At 64.7% G+C, this 17988-nt stretch carries 18 protein-coding genes and 1 pseudogene; 11 read left to right on the top strand and 8 right to left on the bottom strand.

Features of this window, described 5'->3' with window-relative positions:
* The first annotated feature begins 174 nt into the window (after window positions 1-174).
* The 4 genes from LB566_RS18435 to LB566_RS18420 are packed head-to-tail and all read left to right on the top strand — an operon-like array spanning window position 175 to window position 3621.
* Window positions 175-426, top strand: coding sequence for a hypothetical protein (locus LB566_RS18435; protein WP_224625416.1), 252 nt, complete (start codon window positions 175-177; stop codon window positions 424-426).
* Window positions 427-459: 33 nt separating this feature from the next.
* Window positions 460-2322 (top strand): DEAD/DEAH box helicase, encoded by a 1863-nt coding sequence (locus LB566_RS18430; protein ID WP_224625415.1) that lies wholly within the window; start codon window positions 460-462, stop codon window positions 2320-2322.
* A complete protein-coding gene (locus tag LB566_RS18425) occupies window positions 2226-2897 on the top strand; it encodes a DUF805 domain-containing protein (protein ID WP_318012858.1) in 672 nt (223 codons plus the stop codon). Before LB566_RS18430 ends, LB566_RS18425 begins: the two co-directional genes overlap by 97 nt.
* A gap of 52 nt (window positions 2898-2949) precedes the next feature.
* Window positions 2950-3621, top strand: coding sequence for a DUF805 domain-containing protein (locus tag LB566_RS18420; RefSeq protein WP_224625414.1), 672 nt, complete (start codon window positions 2950-2952; stop codon window positions 3619-3621).
* Here the strand turns inward: LB566_RS18420 and LB566_RS18415 are convergent.
* From LB566_RS18415 to LB566_RS18395, 5 genes and pseudogenes are all read right to left on the bottom strand, one after another.
* Window positions 3611-3937 (bottom strand): annotated as a pseudogene (locus LB566_RS18415) (GNAT family N-acetyltransferase); the annotation flags it as partial. The gene LB566_RS18420 and the pseudogene LB566_RS18415 overlap by 11 nt on opposite strands.
* A gap of 155 nt (window positions 3938-4092) precedes the next feature.
* The gene (leuB, locus tag LB566_RS18410; protein WP_224625413.1) at window positions 4093-5196 is read right to left on the bottom strand and encodes a 3-isopropylmalate dehydrogenase; all 1104 of its coding nucleotides are present in this window, start codon (window positions 5194-5196) and stop codon (window positions 4093-4095) included.
* 250 nt (window positions 5197-5446) lie between these two features.
* Entirely contained in the window at window positions 5447-5797 is a 351-nt protein-coding gene (locus LB566_RS18405) for a VOC family protein (RefSeq protein ID WP_140550587.1), read from the bottom strand.
* A 14-nt stretch (window positions 5798-5811) separates the two neighbouring features.
* Window positions 5812-6195 carry a RidA family protein gene (locus LB566_RS18400; protein WP_140550586.1) on the bottom strand — a complete coding sequence of 128 codons (384 nt, stop codon included), beginning with the start codon at window positions 6193-6195 and terminating at the stop codon, window positions 5812-5814.
* Window positions 6196-6306: 111 nt separating this feature from the next.
* Complete coding sequence (locus LB566_RS18395) at window positions 6307-7410, bottom strand: saccharopine dehydrogenase family protein (RefSeq protein ID WP_140550585.1); 1104 nt, start codon at window positions 7408-7410, stop codon at window positions 6307-6309.
* Window positions 7411-7536: 126 nt separating this feature from the next.
* Here LB566_RS18395 and LB566_RS18390 point away from each other — a divergent pair, with 126 nt between their 5' ends.
* Window positions 7537-7965 (top strand): Lrp/AsnC family transcriptional regulator, encoded by a 429-nt coding sequence (locus LB566_RS18390; RefSeq protein WP_140492118.1) that lies wholly within the window; start codon window positions 7537-7539, stop codon window positions 7963-7965.
* Window positions 7966-8005: 40 nt separating this feature from the next.
* Here LB566_RS18390 and LB566_RS18385 read toward each other — a convergent pair whose 3' ends face one another.
* Window positions 8006-8491, bottom strand: a complete 486-nt coding sequence (locus LB566_RS18385; RefSeq protein ID WP_140550584.1) for a hypothetical protein — start codon at window positions 8489-8491, stop codon at window positions 8006-8008.
* A 216-nt stretch (window positions 8492-8707) separates the two neighbouring features.
* Between LB566_RS18385 and LB566_RS18380 the strand changes: the two genes are divergently transcribed.
* Entirely contained in the window at window positions 8708-9073 is a 366-nt protein-coding gene (locus LB566_RS18380; RefSeq protein WP_140550583.1) for a RidA family protein, read from the top strand.
* A gap of 42 nt (window positions 9074-9115) precedes the next feature.
* The gene (locus LB566_RS18375) at window positions 9116-10342 is read left to right on the top strand and encodes an amidohydrolase/deacetylase family metallohydrolase (RefSeq protein ID WP_224625412.1); all 1227 of its coding nucleotides are present in this window, start codon (window positions 9116-9118) and stop codon (window positions 10340-10342) included.
* 36 nt (window positions 10343-10378) lie between these two features.
* Here LB566_RS18375 and LB566_RS18370 read toward each other — a convergent pair whose 3' ends face one another.
* On the bottom strand, window positions 10379-12169 hold the full coding sequence (locus LB566_RS18370) for an NAD(P)/FAD-dependent oxidoreductase (RefSeq protein ID WP_224625411.1): 1791 nt from the start codon (window positions 12167-12169) through the stop codon (window positions 10379-10381).
* A gap of 206 nt (window positions 12170-12375) precedes the next feature.
* A complete protein-coding gene (locus tag LB566_RS18365) occupies window positions 12376-13320 on the bottom strand; it encodes a MurR/RpiR family transcriptional regulator (protein WP_224625410.1) in 945 nt (314 codons plus the stop codon).
* 326 nt (window positions 13321-13646) lie between these two features.
* Here LB566_RS18365 and LB566_RS18360 point away from each other — a divergent pair, with 326 nt between their 5' ends.
* The 4 genes from LB566_RS18360 (at window position 13647) to LB566_RS18345 (ending at window position 17932) form a co-directional block, all read left to right on the top strand.
* Window positions 13647-14480 (top strand): ABC transporter ATP-binding protein, encoded by an 834-nt coding sequence (locus tag LB566_RS18360; protein WP_224625409.1) that lies wholly within the window; start codon window positions 13647-13649, stop codon window positions 14478-14480.
* Complete coding sequence (locus LB566_RS18355) at window positions 14477-15331, top strand: ABC transporter permease (RefSeq protein WP_140492076.1); 855 nt, start codon at window positions 14477-14479, stop codon at window positions 15329-15331. Before LB566_RS18360 ends, LB566_RS18355 begins: the two co-directional genes overlap by 4 nt.
* 71 nt (window positions 15332-15402) lie before the next feature.
* Window positions 15403-16575: an ABC transporter substrate-binding protein gene (locus tag LB566_RS18350; RefSeq protein ID WP_224625408.1), complete on the top strand. Its 1173-nt coding sequence runs from the start codon at window positions 15403-15405 to the stop codon at window positions 16573-16575.
* Between the two features lie 265 nt (window positions 16576-16840).
* Window positions 16841-17932: a Gfo/Idh/MocA family protein gene (locus LB566_RS18345; RefSeq protein WP_140550938.1), complete on the top strand. Its 1092-nt coding sequence runs from the start codon at window positions 16841-16843 to the stop codon at window positions 17930-17932.
* Window positions 17933-17988 lie beyond the last annotated feature (56 nt).

Raw genomic sequence — 17988 nt, 5'->3', positions numbered from 1 at the left:
TCTCCTATCCCTCTCCGCTTGGTTGTTGGAGAAAACCCGCCGGCCAGGTGCGGGTTCCGTCCCCCGGGCCGAACCCGGGAGAGGGTGGTCAGGCCAAGGGAATCACACCGTTTTGGTGGTGGTTTTGGCCGTTATATTGCTGGAACGGGGGGACGCGCCGAGATACCCGGCCCAATGATGCTCATTGAGGCTGGGGGCGTCGAATGCAAGAAGAGCCTTCAAAAGGCCGCGCATCGAAAAACGATCCCGTTCGAAGCGGGCTTTTACGCGGTTTCGATAAAGAGTCAATCAGCGGTGTTTCTTCCTTCCCTCCTTGCGGGAGAAGGAAAGGCGGTGCCGCTTGCCCTGTACAAGAGCGGCGCCAGCAAGTACGAACGGCTGAGATCGTCTGGCTGGCGCTGCGCCAGCCCTGTATGTGCTCCATGATGAGCGCAGAACCCTGAATTCCGAAAGAGCGAGATGTCCAACTTCGAAGGTATCGTTCCGGCGCTGGCGAAGGCGCTGGAAAAACGCGGCTATGCCGAACTGACACCGGTGCAGAAGGCGGTCCTGGAACTTGGCCAGGCCGACGCGCTGGTGTCGGCACAGACCGGTTCGGGCAAGACGGTGGCCTTCGGCCTTGCCATGGCGCCGACGCTCCTGGGCGGCGCCGAACGCTTTGCCCATGCCGCGGCCCCGCTGGCGCTGGCGGTGGCGCCGACGCGCGAGCTGGCGCTGCAGGTAACGCGGGAACTGGAATGGCTCTACGAGCTGACCGGCGCCACGGTCGCCTCCTGCGTCGGCGGCATGGATATGCGCACGGAACGGCGCGCGCTGGAGCGCGGCGCCCATATCGTCGTCGGCACCCCCGGCCGGCTGCGCGACCACATCACGCGAAACTCGCTCGATATGTCGGCGCTCAAGGCGGTGGTGCTGGACGAAGCCGACGAGATGCTCGATCTCGGTTTCCGCGAGGACCTGGAATTCATTCTCGACGCCGCGCCGGCCGAGCGCCGCACGCTGATGTTTTCGGCCACCGTGCCACGCTCCATCGCAACCCTCGCCCAGGGCTATCAGCGGGACGCGGTGCGCATCTCGGCCGCCGGCGAGGAAAAGCAGCATCTCGACATCGAATACCGGGCGCTCAGCGTCGCCCAGGCCGACCGCGAGAACGCCATCATCAATGTGCTGCGTTTCTACGAAGCGAAGAACGCGCTGGTGTTCTGCAACACCCGTGCCGCCGTCAACCATCTCACCGCACGCTTCAACAACCGCAATTTTTCCGTCGTCGCGCTCTCGGGTGAGCTCAGCCAGAACGAACGCAGCCACGCCTTGCAGGCGATGCGGGATGGCCGCGCCAAGGTCTGCATCGCCACCGACGTGGCGGCGCGCGGCATCGACCTGCCCAATCTCGAACTGGTGATCCATGCCGACCTGCCGACCAACCCGGAAACGCTGCTGCACCGAAGCGGCCGCACCGGACGCGCCGGGCGCAAGGGCGTCAGCGCGCTGATCGTGCCGGGCAGCGCGCGCAGGCGCACCGAACGGCTGCTGGCGAGCGCCAAGCTGACCGCGACATGGGCAAGTCCGCCATCCGCCGACGACGTGATGCGGCGTGACGACGAGCGCATCCTTGCCGATCCCGCTTTCGACGAACCGGTGAAGGACGACGAGCGCGCCTTCATCGACGCGCTTCTCGCCAGGCATGGCGCCGAACAGGTGACGGCCGCCTTCGTGCGGCTGTGCCGCTCCAGCCGCTCGGCGCCCGAGGATCTGATGGAAATCGCGCCGTTCACGCCGTCGCGTGAGAGACCGGCGGGCGAAGACTTCGCGCGCCGCGACGAGGCGCCCAGCCGCCGCGACGATTTCGGCGCCAGCGTCTGGTTTTCGCTGTCGGTCGGGCGCCGGCAGAATGCCGAGCCGCGCTGGCTGATCCCGATGCTGTGCCGCACCGGCAGCATCACCAAGCGCGAGATCGGCGCCATCAAGATGCAGCCGGAAGAGACCTTCGTGCAGATATCAGCCGACTGGGCCGACCGTTTCCTCGCCGCCGTCGGTCCCGACCGCAAACTGCAAGGTAACATCGTGGTGAAACGGCTGGACGGCACGCCGGACCTGTCGCGCGCCGGCTACCAGCCACCAAGCCCCGACAAGAAACCGCATCGCGGCAAGGCGCCGTTCGACCCGAACGCGCCGAAGCGCAAATTCGAGAAGCGCGCGCCGGCTGGCGACCAGCGCCCCGCCGCATCGGACGCGAAGCCCTGGGCGAAGAAGCCGGGCAAGCCGAAATTCGACAACGCCGGACCGCCGAAACACAAGAAGGCGAAGAAGCGGCCGAGCTGAGGTCTTCCGGCGCCAAGGCAGCCGTCGCATTTTCATGCCCGCCCGGCCCTGGGCCTCCAGCCGGCGCGGCCGCCGATGCGCGAACCAGTGCTTGCGCCTCTTTCGCTGCTCAAGTCGCGCAGCCGCGGCATTTTGGCCGCTCCGCCAGCGCCGGATCGGCCGAGCCCGGCCTGTGGGGCTATTTCTGGCGCGGCATCACCGAGAATTATCTCAACTTCGCCGGCCGCGCCCGCCGCAAGGAATACTGGGCCTATTGCCTGTTCTGGTTCGTCGCGCTGCTGGCGGTGACCGGCATCGGCGTTTTCGCCGATGCCGGGATGGGCAATCTCGACGACGCCCAAATGCCGGTGATGACGGTTGGCCTGTTCGGCCTTTTCCTGCTTGCCACCTTTCTGCCTGGCCTCGGCATGACAGTGCGTCGCCTGCACGACATCGGCCTGACCGGCTGGCTCTTCCCGGTGATCCTGATCCCCAGCATCGGCAGCCTGATCATCCTGGTCTTTGCGCTCATCCCGACGCAGGGCCGGGAGAACCAGTGGGCAGCGGTGCCGGCGGGCGTCGCGTGCGTATTGTAATATATACAATCTTGAGTAGTATGCGCGACGCAATGTGCAATGGGGGCAGAGCATGCGCGGGGCGGTGTTCCACTATGACGAAGGTCAGGACTATGGTTACATCGACGGAATTGACGGCAAACGCTATATCTTTTCCCGTATCGATCTGAGCCAGGAACTCATCCTAGTCAGGGGTGCTCTTGTCGAGTTCCGGCCGGACGACGGCACTGCGCATAACATAGTCGCGGTGGCCTCGGCCGCACCGCCGTCTAGTACCGGTCAGCCACTGCAGACCAGCCGTTCTGCCCCAAATCGGCCGGCCTACCCCACAGGGCTGTGGGCTTACTTCTGGCGCGCGGTGATTGCGGACTACAGCAATTTCAACGGACGCTCCCGCCGCAAGGAATTCTGGGCCTTCTGGCTATTCTACACTCTCGGGATATTCACGCTTTTCGGCTTCGGGATACTTGTTGACCTGGCGATCAACGGCTTCGAAACCAACGCGGACAGGGCGCCGATAGGGTCCATAGGGTTCATACCCCTCCTGGTTTTCCTTTCGGGATTGATCCTGCCTTGGATTGCGCTCCTCGTGCGGCGTGTGCATGACGCCGGCCTGAGCGGCTGGTTTGCCCTGCTCTGCTTCATCCCGCTCATCGGTGGCATCGCCCTGCTAGTCTTCGGGCTTATGCCGCCTCAGCTGGGCGAAAACCCTTGGGGGCCCGTGCCGACCGGTGTCAGGGTTTGATCGCCCCCAGCGCCTCGTCCGAAAGCCTGAGAAATAGCTTCTGGCCATGACGTTCGGCGCCAAGCCGGTCGTAGAAGCGCAGCGCGCCTTCGTTCCAGTCCTCGGTGGTCAGGTCGATGCAGCTGATGCCGTGGCGTCGGCAATGGCCGGCGAGAAAGCTGATCAGCGCCCGGCCGACGCCGGCGTTGCGAGCTTTGTCGCGCACGAACAGGTCCTTGAGAAACAGCAACCGCTCGAGATCGATGCCGGAATGCGCGATCGCCACCGACGCCAGGCCGCTGACCTTGCCCTCGACGAAGGCCAGCGCGAAATGCGGATAGGCCGGGCTTCCTCGCGAGCCATTTCCGTGCCGCCGACGAGGCGCGCGTGGTCGAGCGGCGGTTGCCGTATTGCACCGCCATTTCGCACAGCACGGTGGCGAGCGCCGTCGCGTCGTCGGTCGTCGCCCGGCGGACGTCGACCGTCATGGGCTCAGCCCAGGAACTTGGCGATGATCGCGTCGCCCATCTCGACCGTGCCGACCTCGGTCATGCCTTCGGACATGATGTCTTTCGTCCGCAGGCCCTGATCGAGCACGGCGGCGATTGCCGCTTCCAGCCTGTCGGCTTCATCGACCATGCCGAAGGAATAGCGCAGGCACATGGCAAAGGAAGCGATCATGGCGATCGGGTTGGCGATGCCCTTGCCGGCGATATCGGGCGCCGAACCGTGCACCGGCTCGTAAAGCGCCTTGCGCTTCTTGGTCTTGGCATCCGGCGCGCCGAGCGAGGCGGAAGGCAGCATGCCGATCGAGCCGGTCAGCATGGCGGCGATGTCGGACAGCATGTCGCCGAACAGATTGTCGGTGACGATGACGTCGAACTGCTTGGGCCAGCGCACCAGTTGCATGCCGCCGGCATCGGCCAGCATGTGGTCGAGCTTGACGTCGGAATAGCGGGCCTTGTGGGTCTGGGTGACGACCTCGTTCCACAGCACGCCGGATTTCATGACATTGCGCTTTTCCATCGAGGTGACATGGTTCTTGCGCGTGCGCGCCAATTCGAAGGCGACGCCCGAAATGCGCTCGATCTCGAACGTGTCGTAGACCTGCGTGTCGATGCCGCGCTTCTGGCCGTTGCCGAGATCGATGATCTGCTTGGGCTCGCCGAAATAGACGCCGCCGGTCAGTTCGCGCACGATCAATATGTCGAGGCCTTCGACCACCTCCTGCTTGAGCGAGGAGGACGCCGCCAGCGCCGGATAGCAGATCGCGGGCCTGAGATTGGCGAACAGCTCCATGTCCTTGCGCAGGCGCAGCAGGCCGGCCTCGGGGCGAACCTCGTAAGGCACGGCATCCCATTTCGGACCGCCGACGGCCCCGAACAGCACGGCGTCGGCGGCAACAGCCTTCTCCATATCGGCATCGGAAATCGCGGCACCATGTGCATCGTAGGCTGAGCCGCCGACCAGCCCCTCGTCGGTGGCGAAGCCGCTGCCGAGCTTCTCGTTCATGGCCGCTATCAGCTTCTTGACCTCGGCCATGGCCTCGGGGCCGATACCGTCGCCGGGGAGCAGGAAAAGATGCTTCGTTGCCATGGAGAAACCGTCCCAGAAAGATTTCGCTTCGATTTTGCACAGAGCCCTTTGCGCGCCAAGGAGGCGCGCGGCGCTGTGCGACCGCGGCCTTGCTAAACGCCAAGCGGTTGCGACGCAAGGAGGAACAATTGGCGAAGGCGGCTAAGTGCGTAATCTCCCCCCTTGAGGGGGAGATGGCCGGCAGGCCAGAGGGGGGCGCTGTCCCGCCAACATTTCCAGGTCTGCCGTCGCCTCGGCGCTTTGGAGATATTCACCGATGCGAGAGAATGTTGACCAGCCGGCCGAAGGGATCGCGCACATAGAAGCGGCGCACGTCCCAGGGCTCGTCGGCCGGCCCGTATTCGATGGCGAAGCCGGCTGCCTTCATGGCGTCGAGCGCGGCATCGACATCATCGACCTCGATCGACAGGTCCGGCACCGGCGTGCCCGACCCGCCTTGCGCCATGAAGCTGACCTGCGCCTGCATTCTTTCCCCGGAACCATAGGTGGCGATCCAGCCTTGATCCATGAGCACATCGAGGCCGAGCACGTCGTGATAGAAGCGCTTCGCCCCCGCGATGTCCCGCGTCTCGATATTGGCCACGATGCGCCGCACCTTCATGGCATTGGCCCTCCTCAGACTGTGCGCCGAAGCGCCGTCACCTCGATTTCGATCTTCATCTCCGGCTTGTTGAGCTGGCACACGATCATCGTCGCCGCCGGCCTGATCTCGCCGAACGCCTCGCCGAGAATGGGGAACACCACGTCGACGAAGGCCTGGTCGGTTATGTAGTAGTGCGCGCGCACCACATCTTCCATGTCGAAGCCGCCGTCCAGCAAGGCCTTGGCGATGGTTGCCAGGCAGTTGCGCGTCTGGGCCTCGACCGTCTCCGGCATCGTCATAGAGGCATAGTCATAGCCGGTCGTTCCGGACACGAAACACCAGTCGCCCTGCACCACGGCGCGCGAATAGCCGGCGGTCTTCTCGAAGGGCGAACCGGTGGAGATCAGCTTTCGCATGGCATTCTCGCAAAGGGGTGTTCGCAACCACTTTGCGGGCAAAAACCACGCGCCGCCATAGGCCAGACGGAGCTGGCGGTTGTCCCGATGACCTTGATTGTCCGCTGGGCTTCAGCTCGCCAGCCGGCTGACCATCTCGTGCTGGGCGTAGGCGCGGCCGAAGCGGTTGGCGAGGAAGGCGTCGAGCGCGATGTCCTCCTGCTTGACGAAGCCTGTCGCCGGCAAGGTGCCGTCGGCCAGCATGTCGAGCACGGCGCAGATGCCGGACGCCGTGGTGATCTGGATGGCGCTGCGCACCGTCTGGCCGACCCGCTTCGAATAGATCTTGTTGGCGTAGGTCTCCTGCAGCAGGCGGCCGTTCTTGCGCCCCGAGACGGTGACGAAGACGATGACCACGTCCTGCAGCGTCGCTGGCAGCGCGCTTTCGAAAATATCCTTCAGCACCTCGCGGCGATGGCGCAGGCCGAGATCGTTGAGCAGCGCCTTCATGATGGCGGCGTGGCCGGGATAGCGGATGGTGCGGTAGTTGAGCGTGCGCACCTTGCCCTTCAGCGTCTCGGCCAGCGTGCCGAGCCCGCCCGAGGTGTTGAAGGCCTCGTAGGTTACCCCGTCGAGCGAGAATTCCTCGCGCTCCTCCAGCGGCGGCACCTCGACCAGCTCACCCTCGACGATCGCCTCGCAGGGCTCGCAATATTCGTTGATGACGCCGTCGGTGCTCCAGGTCAGATTGTAGTTCAGCGCGTTCGAAGGATATTGCGGCAGCGCGCCGACGCGCATGCGCACGCTTTCCAGCGTGTCGAAGCGGCTGGCGAGATCGTTGGCGACGATCGAGATGAAGCCGGGCGCCAGCCCGCATTGCGGGATGAAGGCGCTGTCGGCCGAACGCGCCAGTTCCTTTACGCGCCGGGTCGAGACGACGTCTTCGGTGAGGTCGAGATAATGCACGCCGGCGCTTGCGGCGGCTTCGGCGATACGCGTGGTCAGATGGAAGGGAGCGGCGCTGAGCACCGCGAACTTGCCGGCGAGCGCAGCTTCCAGCGTGCCCGCGGCCGCGATGTCGAGTTCCAGCGTCTCGACGCCGTCAGGCAGTTCGGCCGCGGCAAGCTGCGCGGCCGAGCGGTCGACGAGGGTGACGTGATAGTCCCCGGTTGAAAACAGCATCTCGGCAATGGTCGAGCCGATCTTGCCGGCGCCGACGACAACAATGTTCTTCATGATGCGGTTCCCTCGCCCGACAGTTGATTTGCCCCGCTACAATCGCGGCTTGCCGGACGAAAGGAAGCGTGGAATTGTGCGAAATGAAGTACAGTTTTAATCAATATGCCGACCAGGTTCGTTGAAATGCTCAGTGATGCCGACCAGGCCCTGCTTGCCCTGCTGCGCGAGAACGCGCGCGCCTCGACCGCCGCTTTGGCGCGCCGGCTCGGCGTGTCGCGCACTACGGTGCAGAGCCGCATCGAACGGCTGGAGCAGCGCGGCATCATAGCCGGCTACGGCGTCAAGCTTGCGCCCGACTATGAACAGGGACTGGTGCGGGCGCATGTGCTGCTCACCGTGACGCCCAAGCTCGCCGACAAGGTGGTGCGCAGCCTGCGCGCCCTGGCGCCGGTCAGGACGCTGCATTCGGTGAGCGGCAATTTCGACATGATCGTCATCGCCGACGCGCCGTCGATCAAGGACCTGGACACGCTGCTCGACCAGATCGGCGCCCTCGAAGGGGTCGAACGGACGTCGTCGTCGATCATCCTGTCGACGCGGATCGATCGCTAAAGCACTCGGCCCACAGGCGATCCGGATGAATACGCCCGCCTCAGCCTCCCAGCGGATAGGGCATGTAGCCGACGAAGCCCGCGATCTTCCAGCTGCCGCCGACCTTCCTGCAGAAATACAGCGTCTGCCATTTCAGCCTGTCGACGCCGCCATCCGCCTTGGCGACGGTGCCGTCGAATTTCTTGTGCAGCACCGCGCGGTCGCCGTCGACATCGATGTCGCGCAGGTTGGTGACGCGGAACAGCGCCTCGCGCAGCGGCTCGGCGAATTTGGTCGCCGCCGTTTCCTTGGCCTGGCGCAGCCACTCGTCGCGGTAGATCTCCAGCCTGGGGAATTGCAGCCGCCAGGCGTCGGCGTTGGCAAGAAAATGCGCGTGCATGCCGAAGAAGCTTTCGGCGACGAAATCATCCTCGACCATGGGCCAGTCCTGGCCAATGAAGGCATCGATGTCGCGCCGCACCAGCATCTCCCAAAGCGCGTGGCGGTCGGCATCGCCGGATGGAAACGGATTCTTGTCGAAGGTCATTCTAGGTTCTCCGCTCTGGAAATGCGCCCGGCCCGAATGGCTTGGAGCCCGGCCGGCGAGCGCACGATGCAAGCGCTTCTGTAATAAAGCAACGTGGATTTCCAAGAATGTTGCTTTCCAACAAGGCCTCTATCGGGATCGCCTCGATCGGGGTAAATCTCGGCCGAGGCGGGCGCTCCCATAGTGTCCCGCCATATCATCAGAGGAGGTCCGCTCTTGCCCAAACAATGTTTTGGAACATCGCATGTCCCGCTGTCACCCGCGGTGCGGGCCGGCGACTTCGTCTATGTCTCGGGCCAGGTGCCGGTCGGCGGCGACGGCATCGTCGTCAAGGGCGGCATAGCGGAACAGACAGAGCAGGTGCTTTCCAACGTCAAGGCGGCGCTGGCGCTGGCCGGCTGCACCATGGACGATGTCGTCAAGACCACCGTCTGGCTGGAGGACGCGCGCGACTTCGGTGCCTTCAACACCGTCTATGCCAGGCATTTCCCGAAGAACCCGCCGGCCCGCACCACGGTCGAATCGCGGCTGATGATCGACATCAAGATCGAAGTGGAAGCCGTCGCCTACCGGCCGCTCTGACGGCCGTCGGCGAGGATGGAACGAAGCGAAGAGGCGCGCCCGATGCAATTTGATCTTCTGTTCAAGGGCGGGCGGCTGATCGATCCGGCGGCCGGGCTCGACGCGCCGCGCGATCTCGCCATCGCCGATGGCCGCATCGCCGCCATCGATGCCGACATTCCCGCCGACCGCGCGGCCCGCGTCATCGATGCCAGGGGCCGCATCGTCGCGCCGGGCCTCGTCGACCTGCATAGCCACGTCTATTGGGGCGGCACCTCGCTCGGCGTCGATGCCGACCAGCTGGCGGCCAAGAGCGGCACCACCACCTTCATCGATGCCGGCAGTGCCGGCGCCGGCAATTTCCTCGGCTTTCGCCGTCATGTCATGGAGCGCTCGAAGGTGCGCATCCTGGCCTATGTCAACATCTCCTTCGCCGGCATTTTCGGCTTCTCGCAGACAGTGTCGGTCGGCGAGTGCAGCGATCTCAGGCTCTGCGAACCGCGCGAGGTGGTGGCGGCGGTGCGCGAGCACGCCGACGTCGTCGTCGGCGTCAAGGTCCGCTCCGGCAAGCATGCCGGCGGTGCCAGCGGCATCGCGCCGGTCGATCTGGCGCTGGAGGCGGCCGACAAATCCGGTCTGCCGCTGATGGCGCACATAGACGAACCCCCGCCCGGGCGCTCGGAAGTGCTGCCGCGCCTGCGCCGCGGCGACATTCTCACTCATTGCTTCCGGCCGTTTCCCAATGCACCGGTCTTCGCCTCCGGCGCGGTGCGGCCCGACATGCGGCTGGCGCGCGAGCGCGGCGTCATCTTCGATCTCGGCCACGGCATGGGCTCGTTCGACTTCGAGGTCGCCCGCGCCATGCTGGCCGAAGGGCTGGCGCCCGACGTCATCTCGAGCGACGTGCATCTCTACTGCGTCGACGGTCCTGCCTTCGACATATTGGTGTGCATGTCGAAGCTGCTGGCGCTCGGCATGCCGCTGGTCGAGGTGTTGCGCGCCGCCACGCAAGCGCCGGCGCAGGCGATCGCTCGGCCTGATCTGGGCACGCTCAAGGTCGGAACCGCCGGCGACGTCGCGCTGCTGCGGCAGCACTCCGGCCGCTTCACCTTCGTCGATGCGGTCGGCGCCTCGCTGGCCGCCGACCAGCGGCTGGTCTGCGAAGGCATCGCGATCGGCGGCGCCTGGTGGCCGAACGAGACAGTGAACGATATCGGCGACACCGAGCGTTTCGAGGCGCATGCCCCGCATACGCATGTCGAGGTGGCGGCGAGGCATTTCGGGCGATGATTGGCCAATCTCCCCTCTCGTGGGGGAGATAGAACGTCACCGCTGTGCGTTGCTGACCGCCCCGTAAACCGGCGTCGCAATTCCCTCCATCCGCGCCTTGATCTGCAGCGCCACATATTTCGAATAGAAGCGCGACAGCGCCAGATTGCCGCCGTGGAACCACAGCGCCTCCTGCGCCGTCGGTTTCCACATGTTGCGCAATTCGCCCTGCCATGGCCCGGGGTCGCCCTTGACGCCGGAGCCGAGGCCCCAGCACGGGCCGACCTTGTCGGCGACCTCGCGCGAGACGATTTGCGCCACGGTCTCGTTCATCGACTGATAGCCGGTGCAGGCGATGATGGCGTCGGCTTCAAGCTCGCTGCCGTCCTCGACCAGGATGCCGCCAGGCGTGAGCGACTTGATCGCCACACCGCTGCGGATGCCGATCTTGCCGTCGATGATCAGGTCCGAAGCGCCGACATCGATGTAGTAGCCGGAGCCGGTTCGGTAGGCCTTCATCAGCAGGCCGGTCTCGTCGTCGCCGAAGTCGAGGGCGAACCCGGCGGCGCCAAGCCGCTCGTAAAAAGCCGCATCGCGTGCGCGGATGATGTCGTAGAGCGCCCGCTGGCCCTTGGGCACCAGCGCGAAGGGCGTCGAGGCGACGATCATGTCGGCCTTTTCGGTGGTGATGCCGCGCGCCAGCGCGTTCTCCGAAAAGATCTCGAAGCCGACTTCCATCAGCGTGTCCGACTTGACCACGGTTGTCGGCGAACGCTGGATCATGGTGACCTCGGCGCCGCTTTCCCAGAGATCGACGCAGACGTCGTGCCCGGAGCTCGCCGCGCCGATGACGGCGACCTTTTTGCCGCGGAATTTCTCGCCGCTGGAATACTGGCTGGAATGCAGGATCTCGCCCTTGAACCGATCGGCGCCGGGCAGGTCGATCGGCCGCGCCGGACCATAGGCGCCGGTGGCGAAAACGATGTGCTTCGGCTTCAGCGTGATGTGCTGGCCGACGCGGTCCACGACCACGGTCCAGACCTTCTCGACCTCGTCATAGCTGGCGCTGACGCATCTGGTGGCGACCCAATAGTTGAGCTCCATGACGCGCGTGTACATTTCCAGCCAGTCGCCCATCTTGTCCTTGGGCGTGAAGACCGGCCAATTGTCGGGAAACGGGATGTAAGGCAGATGGTCGTACCAGACCGGATCGTGCAGCACGAGGGTGCGATAGCGCTTGCGCCAGGAATCGCCCGGCCGGGCATTCTTCTCGATGACGATCGAGGGCACGCCGAGCTGCCTGAGCCGCGCGCCCAGCATGATGCCGCCCTGGCCGCCGCCGATGACCAGGCAATAGGGCTGCTCCGAAGCGCCGAGCTCGCGGATCTCGCGCGCCCGCGCCTCCGACCAGGTCTCGCGCTCCGGGTCGGCCTTGTGGCGCACGCCCAGCGGCCGCGCCGCGCCCTTGCGCTCCTCGAATCCTTTGAGGTCGGTCATTGCCGTGAACAATGTCCGGCAGCGGCCGTCGCGCAGGCGCATGATGCCCTGGCCCGAGGCCACAGCGGTCTCGAAGGTGAACCAGGCCTCGATGATGCCTTCGTCCGAGGTGGCTTCGCCAGTGAGCTGCCATGCGGAGGGCTTGGTTGTCGCCAGCGTCGCCTTCAGCATGTCGGCGATTGCGTCGCGGCCTTCCATCGTGGTGACGTTCCAGGTGAAGGTCAGGAGGTCGCGCCAGTAGCAATCGTCGACGAACAGGTTGGCCGCGGCGGGAGCATTGCCGGCTTCGAGCGCTTGCGACAGGGATGCGAGCCATGCGGCTGCCTGTTTCGTCGGTGCCATTTCGAGCATTTTTCTCTTTCCCTCTTTACTTCTCAAGTCAGCGCCGCCCGTCTTTTCCTTCTCCCCTTGTGGGAGAAGGTGGCCTCGCGCAGCGAGGTCGGATGAGGGGTGCTCCAGGGAATGCCAACGCCTCACTCCGCTGGAACACCCCTCAACCGTCTCGGCGCTGCGCGCCGATCCACCTTCTCCCACAAGGGGAGAAGGAAAAATGCGCCTCAATCCCCGAGCGGCTCCATTTCCTTCCCCGTCCGGTGGATCTGGGCGTTGTACTTGATGCGGCGCACCGTTTCGCGGGCCGAGCCGTCGAGCTTGTAGGCGGCAGCCACCGCCATGAGGTCGATCATGGCCAGGAAGGCGAAGCGCGATGCCGTCGGCTTCAGCGTATCGGGATATTCCGGCACCGCCACGGTCAGCCTGACGTCGCCGACGCGGGCGAGCTCGGTATCGGGCGCCGTCACGCAGATGGCGTTGGCGCGGTAGTGCTTGGCGAGTTCGACCGCCTCGATCACCTCACGCGTGCGGCCCGTCGCCGAAATGGCGATCACCAGGTCGCCTGGTTTCAAGGTCGAGGCCGTCATGCGCATCAGATAGGGGTCGCATTGCGCGCTGATCGATATGCCGTAGCGAAACAGCCGGTATTGCGTTTCCTGGGCCAGCGCCGAAGAGCTGCCGCCCAGTCCGAACACGGTGACCTGGCGCGCCTTGGCGATCAGCTCGGCGGCCTTCTGCAGCTGGACCGGGTCGAGCTGCCGTTCGGCCTCCTGCAGCGCCCGCCGCGCTTCGCCGAAAACGGCGTTCCAGAACGGCATGCCGGTGTCGCTCTCCCTGGCCGGCGAGGTGTCCAGATAAAGCGCGCCGACGACCAGGCTCTGCGCCAGCTTCAGCTTGAAATCACGCACGCCCTCGCAGCCGATGGCGCGGCAGAAGCGGGTCACCGTCGGTTCGCTGACGCCGGCACGCTGGGCAAGGGCGGCATTGGAGGCATCGACCGCGTATTTGACGTCGTCGAGCACGACGTCGGCGACGCGGCGCTCGGCCGGACGCAGCTCGGCATAGGAATCCTTGACCAGCGAGATGATGTCGGGAATCCGCCGGACAGGCTCGCGCCCGTCCGCCTCGCCGTCCGTCATCAGGCCTTCCCGGCTGTCAGCTTCGGTCATGAAGTGGTCTTCCCTGGTCCCTTGTCGACCTCTTACCATGCTTGCACGCTGTCGTTCCATGCGCGCGACCCGCTGCAACTGCTGCGTGCCGCTGCGGCATGCCGCCCGCTTTACCGGTCGGCGCCATCCGCCTCCCGGCGTCGCTTTTGCCGAGTATGTAGGAAAGCAACACGCATTTCAAGACAAAGAAAAAACAATGAAAGCAGACATATAGAGGAATAGGCGGCCCTCAACGGCGGAACGGTCGCGCTCTTCGCTTGACACCAAAGTAGGATAGTTACAGACTGATTTTTGGCAGTCGATTGGACGCACTCTCCGAGGGGCGGATGAACGCGGGCGAAGCAACAGCGCCGAAGCTTGGTGTGCAGGCAGCGACCAAGATCTATCACACGGCATCCGGCGACCTCCTGGCGCTGGACCGCTGCAGCCTCGACGTCCACGCCAATGAAATCGTCTCGATCGTCGGCCCTTCCGGCTGCGGCAAGACCACGCTTTTGTGGTCGATGTCGGGCTTGCACAGCCTGACCGGCGGCGAGATCCGGCTCGACGGCGTCAAGATCACCGGCCCGCATCCCGACATCGGCATCGTGTTCCAGGAAGCGAACCTGCTGCCCTGGCGCAACCTCGATGCCAATATCCGCTTCCCCTTCGAGATCAAGGGCGAGAAGCCGGACCGCGCCTGGATCGCGCATCTGCTCCACCGCGTCGGGCTCGACGGTTTCGGCGGCAAGTTCCCGCGCGAGCTTTCGGGCGGCATGCAGCAGCGGGCCGCGATCGTGCGGGCGCTGGCGCCAAAACCCTCCGTGCTTTTGATGGACGAGCCGTTCGGCGCGCTCGACAGTTTCACCCGCGAGGAGATGAACCGTCTCGTCGAGGAGATCTGGCTCGACACCAAGACCACCATCGTCTTCATCACCCACTCGATTGAGGAAGCGATTTTTCTCTCCGACCGCGTGGTGGTGCTGAGCGCCCGGCCCGGCCGCGTCGCCAGGGAATATCGCGTGCCGTTCGTGCGGCCGCGTTCGCTGGAGATCATGGCGACGAAAGAGGTGTTCGACCTCACCAACCGGATCAAGATGGACATCGTCGGCGAGCGCGTCAGGCCGAAGGCGCCGGAGCAGGAACGCGTCGGCGCCGAGATCGTGAGGATCAGGCCGTGAGCGACGCCATCCCGGAATTCTCGAAGTCCAAATCGGGTGCCAAATCCGGCGATGGGCAGGACGTCAGCCTGACCAATCTCTCGGCCTTCGCCAGCGGCCCCGGCATCAAGTCGGGCAAGGAGGTGGCGGCGATCATCGCTGTCGCCGTGATCATCATCGGCGGCATCGAATTGGCGCTGCGCCTGTTCCACGTGCCGCTCTACATCATGCCGCCGCCAAGCTCGATCGCCTACGCGCTGTTCGACGAATTCCCGCTGATCGCGCCGCATCTCGGCTATACGCTGGTCGAGCTGGTTTCCGGCTTCGCCATCGGCGCCGTCGTCGGCCTGGTGCTGGCCGCCGTCATCACCCAGTTCCCTTTCGCCGAGAAGATCGTAGCGCCCTACATATTGCTGCTCGTCACCACGCCGATGCTGGCGCTGGTGCCGCTTTTGATCCTGCGCTTCGGCTTCGGTTACACGCCGCGCATCATCGCTGTGGCGCTGGCCGCCGGGCCGATGGTGATGATCAACGCCGCCACCGGTTTCCGCCGCGTCGACAGCGCCAAGATCGCGCTGGCGCGCTCCTATGGCGCCAGCACCTTGCAGATATTCTGGAAGATCCGCGCGCCGATGGCGCTGCCGATGATCCTGGTCGGGCTGATGATCGGCGCCATCTTCGGCCTGCTGACCGCCGTCGGCGCCGAGATGGTCGGCGGCGGCTTCGGCCTCGGCAACCGGCTCACCACCTATTCGTCGATGATCCAGATGCCGCAATTCTTCGCCGTGGTGCTGATCCTGTCGACGCTCGGCATCCTGATCTACGTGCTGTTCTTCCTGATCGGCAAGAAATGGGCGAGCTGGGAGGCTTGAGCGCGATCATGATCGCCCGGGAGCGACAGCCATCGATCAATAAAAAGGGCAATCAACAAAAGGGGAATGCCATGACTAACGAAAACTCATTCCAGACGGCGACAAGAACGGGCATCACCCGCCGCACCTTCCTGCAGGTGACCGCGGCCGGCGTCGTGACCGCCACCGCGCTCGGTGCATCGGGCTTGAAGGCCAGGGCGGCGGCCTATGGAAAATTCACCTGGATCTCGCCGCGCGGCACGCTCGAAGTGCTCGACGACTATCCCTATTGGGCAGCCAAGAAGGCAGGCTATTTCGACGGGCTCGACACCGACATGCAGCCGGGCCCGTCGGACGGCACGGCGACGGTGAAGTTCGTCGATGTCGGCCAGGCCGATATGGGCTTTCCCTCGCCCGGCGTGTTCTCCTTCGCCATCCAGAACGGCATGAAGCTGAAGTCGGTGTTCCACATGGGCGCGCGCGACACGTTCTCCATCGCCTTCCGCAAGGGCGAGGGCACGAACGACCTGAAGAAGCTGGAAGGCAAGACCATCCTGCTCGGTTCCGCCGCCTGGCAGTCGATCACTGATCCGCTGCTCGCCGCGCAAGGCGTCGACATCAAGAAGGTCAAATATGTCGAGGCTGGTTGGCCGACCTGGGGCACGGCGCTCGCCGGCGGCCAGGGCGACGCGGCCTTGTCGTGGGAGGGGCTGCGCGCCGAATGGATCGCCAAGGGCCTCGACTTCGAATATTGGCTAGGCGTGAAGAACTCGAAGCTGCCCGCCAACACTTTCGTCGTGCGCACCGCCGATCTGGAAGATCCCGACAAGAAGGCGTTCCTGGAAAAATATCTGCGCGGCTGGGCGATGGGGCTCGAATTCGGCTACCAGAACCCGCGCGCGGCGGTCGAAGCTGTGTTCGAGCAGTTCCCGACATTGGCCAAGAACCTCGGGCCGGAGCTCGGCACCACATCGATCCTGCAGCAGATCAACGTCTTCCGCGGCGACATGGACAAACGCGGCGGCTGGGGCTCGCACGACATGGCGAGCTGGCAAGGCTTCTTCGACGAGATCCACAAGATCGGCCAGATCACCAATCCGGTGAAGGCCGAGGATGTCTGCACCAACGATCTCATTCCCGCGGCCAACGACTTCGACAAGGCCAAGGTCAAGGCCGATGCCGACGGCGTCAAGCTGTCGGAGGGCTTTGCCGCGCTCGATGTCGAGAAGATCAAGGCGCATCTGTTCGATTCGGCGGTGAAGTAGGGGCAAGGCATGGCTGCGCCGGCGCCGTTGCCCTGCCGGGCATTTCTCCCCGTATAGTGACGGAGAAAGACGCTGTCGTCGATGGCTTCGCCAGTCTCCCGCGTCTCAAGAAAAGGCGCGGAAGTTGCGGCCGTCTCCCTTCTCCCCATCACTACACGGGGAGAAGGTGCCGGCCGGCGGATGAGGCGTGGCGCAAGCCTCGATGACCGAGATCGGCGGCAAGAGCTTTGCCGCTCGCGATTCAATCAAGAATTGGGAGGCTGATTTGGCCGATAAGGTAAAAGTGCTGGTCGTGGGTCTCGGCAATATGGGCGCCTCGCACGCCAGCGCCTATCATCGCTCCGACGGCTTCGAGATCGTCGGCATCATGAGCCGCTCGATCAAGAGCAACAAGAAAATCCCCGCCGAACTTGCCGGCTATCCGCTCTACGAGGATTTCGACCTCGCGCTGAAGGAGACCAGGCCCGACGCCGTGTCGATCAACAGCTGGCCCAACACCCATGCCGAATACGCGCTGAAGGCGATAGCGGCCAACTGCCACGTGTTCATGGAAAAGCCGCTCGCCACCAACATCGAGGATGCCGAGAAGGTGGTGGCGGCCGCGCGTGCCAGGAACCGCAAGCTGGTGCTCGGCTATATCCTGCGAGTGCATCCATCCTGGATCAAGTTCATTGAGGTCGGCAAGACGCTGGGCAAGCCGCTGGTGATGCGCCTCAACCTCAACCAGCAGAGCAGCGGCAGCGCTTGGCACTGGCACAAGAACCTGATCGATTCGCTGATCCCGATCGTGGATTGCGGCGTCCACTATGTCGATGTCATGTGCCAGCTCACCGGCGCCAGGCCGGTGCGCGTGCACGGCATCGGCGCCAAGCTCTGGGCGGAAGCCGACAAGCAGAATTACGGCCACCTCCACGTCACCTTCGATGACGGTTCTGTCGGCTGGTACGAGGCAGGCTGGGGCCCGATGATGAGCGAGACGGCCTATTTCGTGAAGGACGTGGTCGGCCCCAAGGGCGCGGTATCGATCGTCGCCGGCCAGCAGGCGAGCAGCGCAGCGGAAGCGGCGGAGGTCTCGAACTCGGCCGACATCGACCGCCACACAAAGACCGACGCGCTGAAGATCCATTATGCGGCGGTCGACGCCGACAAGAACTTTTCGAAACCCGACGAGATCGTCAGCATGGAGGACGAGCCCGGCCACCAGGAACTCTGCGACCGCGAGCAGGCCTTCTTCCTGCGCGCCATCCGCGAGGATCTCGATCTGACCGAGCAGATGGACGCCGCCGTCAACAGCCTGCGCATCGTGCTCGCCGCCGAACAGAGCATCGAATTGGGGCGCACCGTCGAGCTGACGTGAGACAAGCGCGCTGCTGGGGGCAGCAGTTCAGGTCGGCGCCGCCCCTCACTCAGCCC

The organism is Mesorhizobium sp. CA13 (assembly GCF_020165235.1).
Lineage (GTDB): Bacteria > Pseudomonadota > Alphaproteobacteria > Rhizobiales > Rhizobiaceae > Mesorhizobium.
Note: the sequence above shows the minus strand (reverse complement) of the source record. Positions and strands in the feature narration are given on the sequence as shown.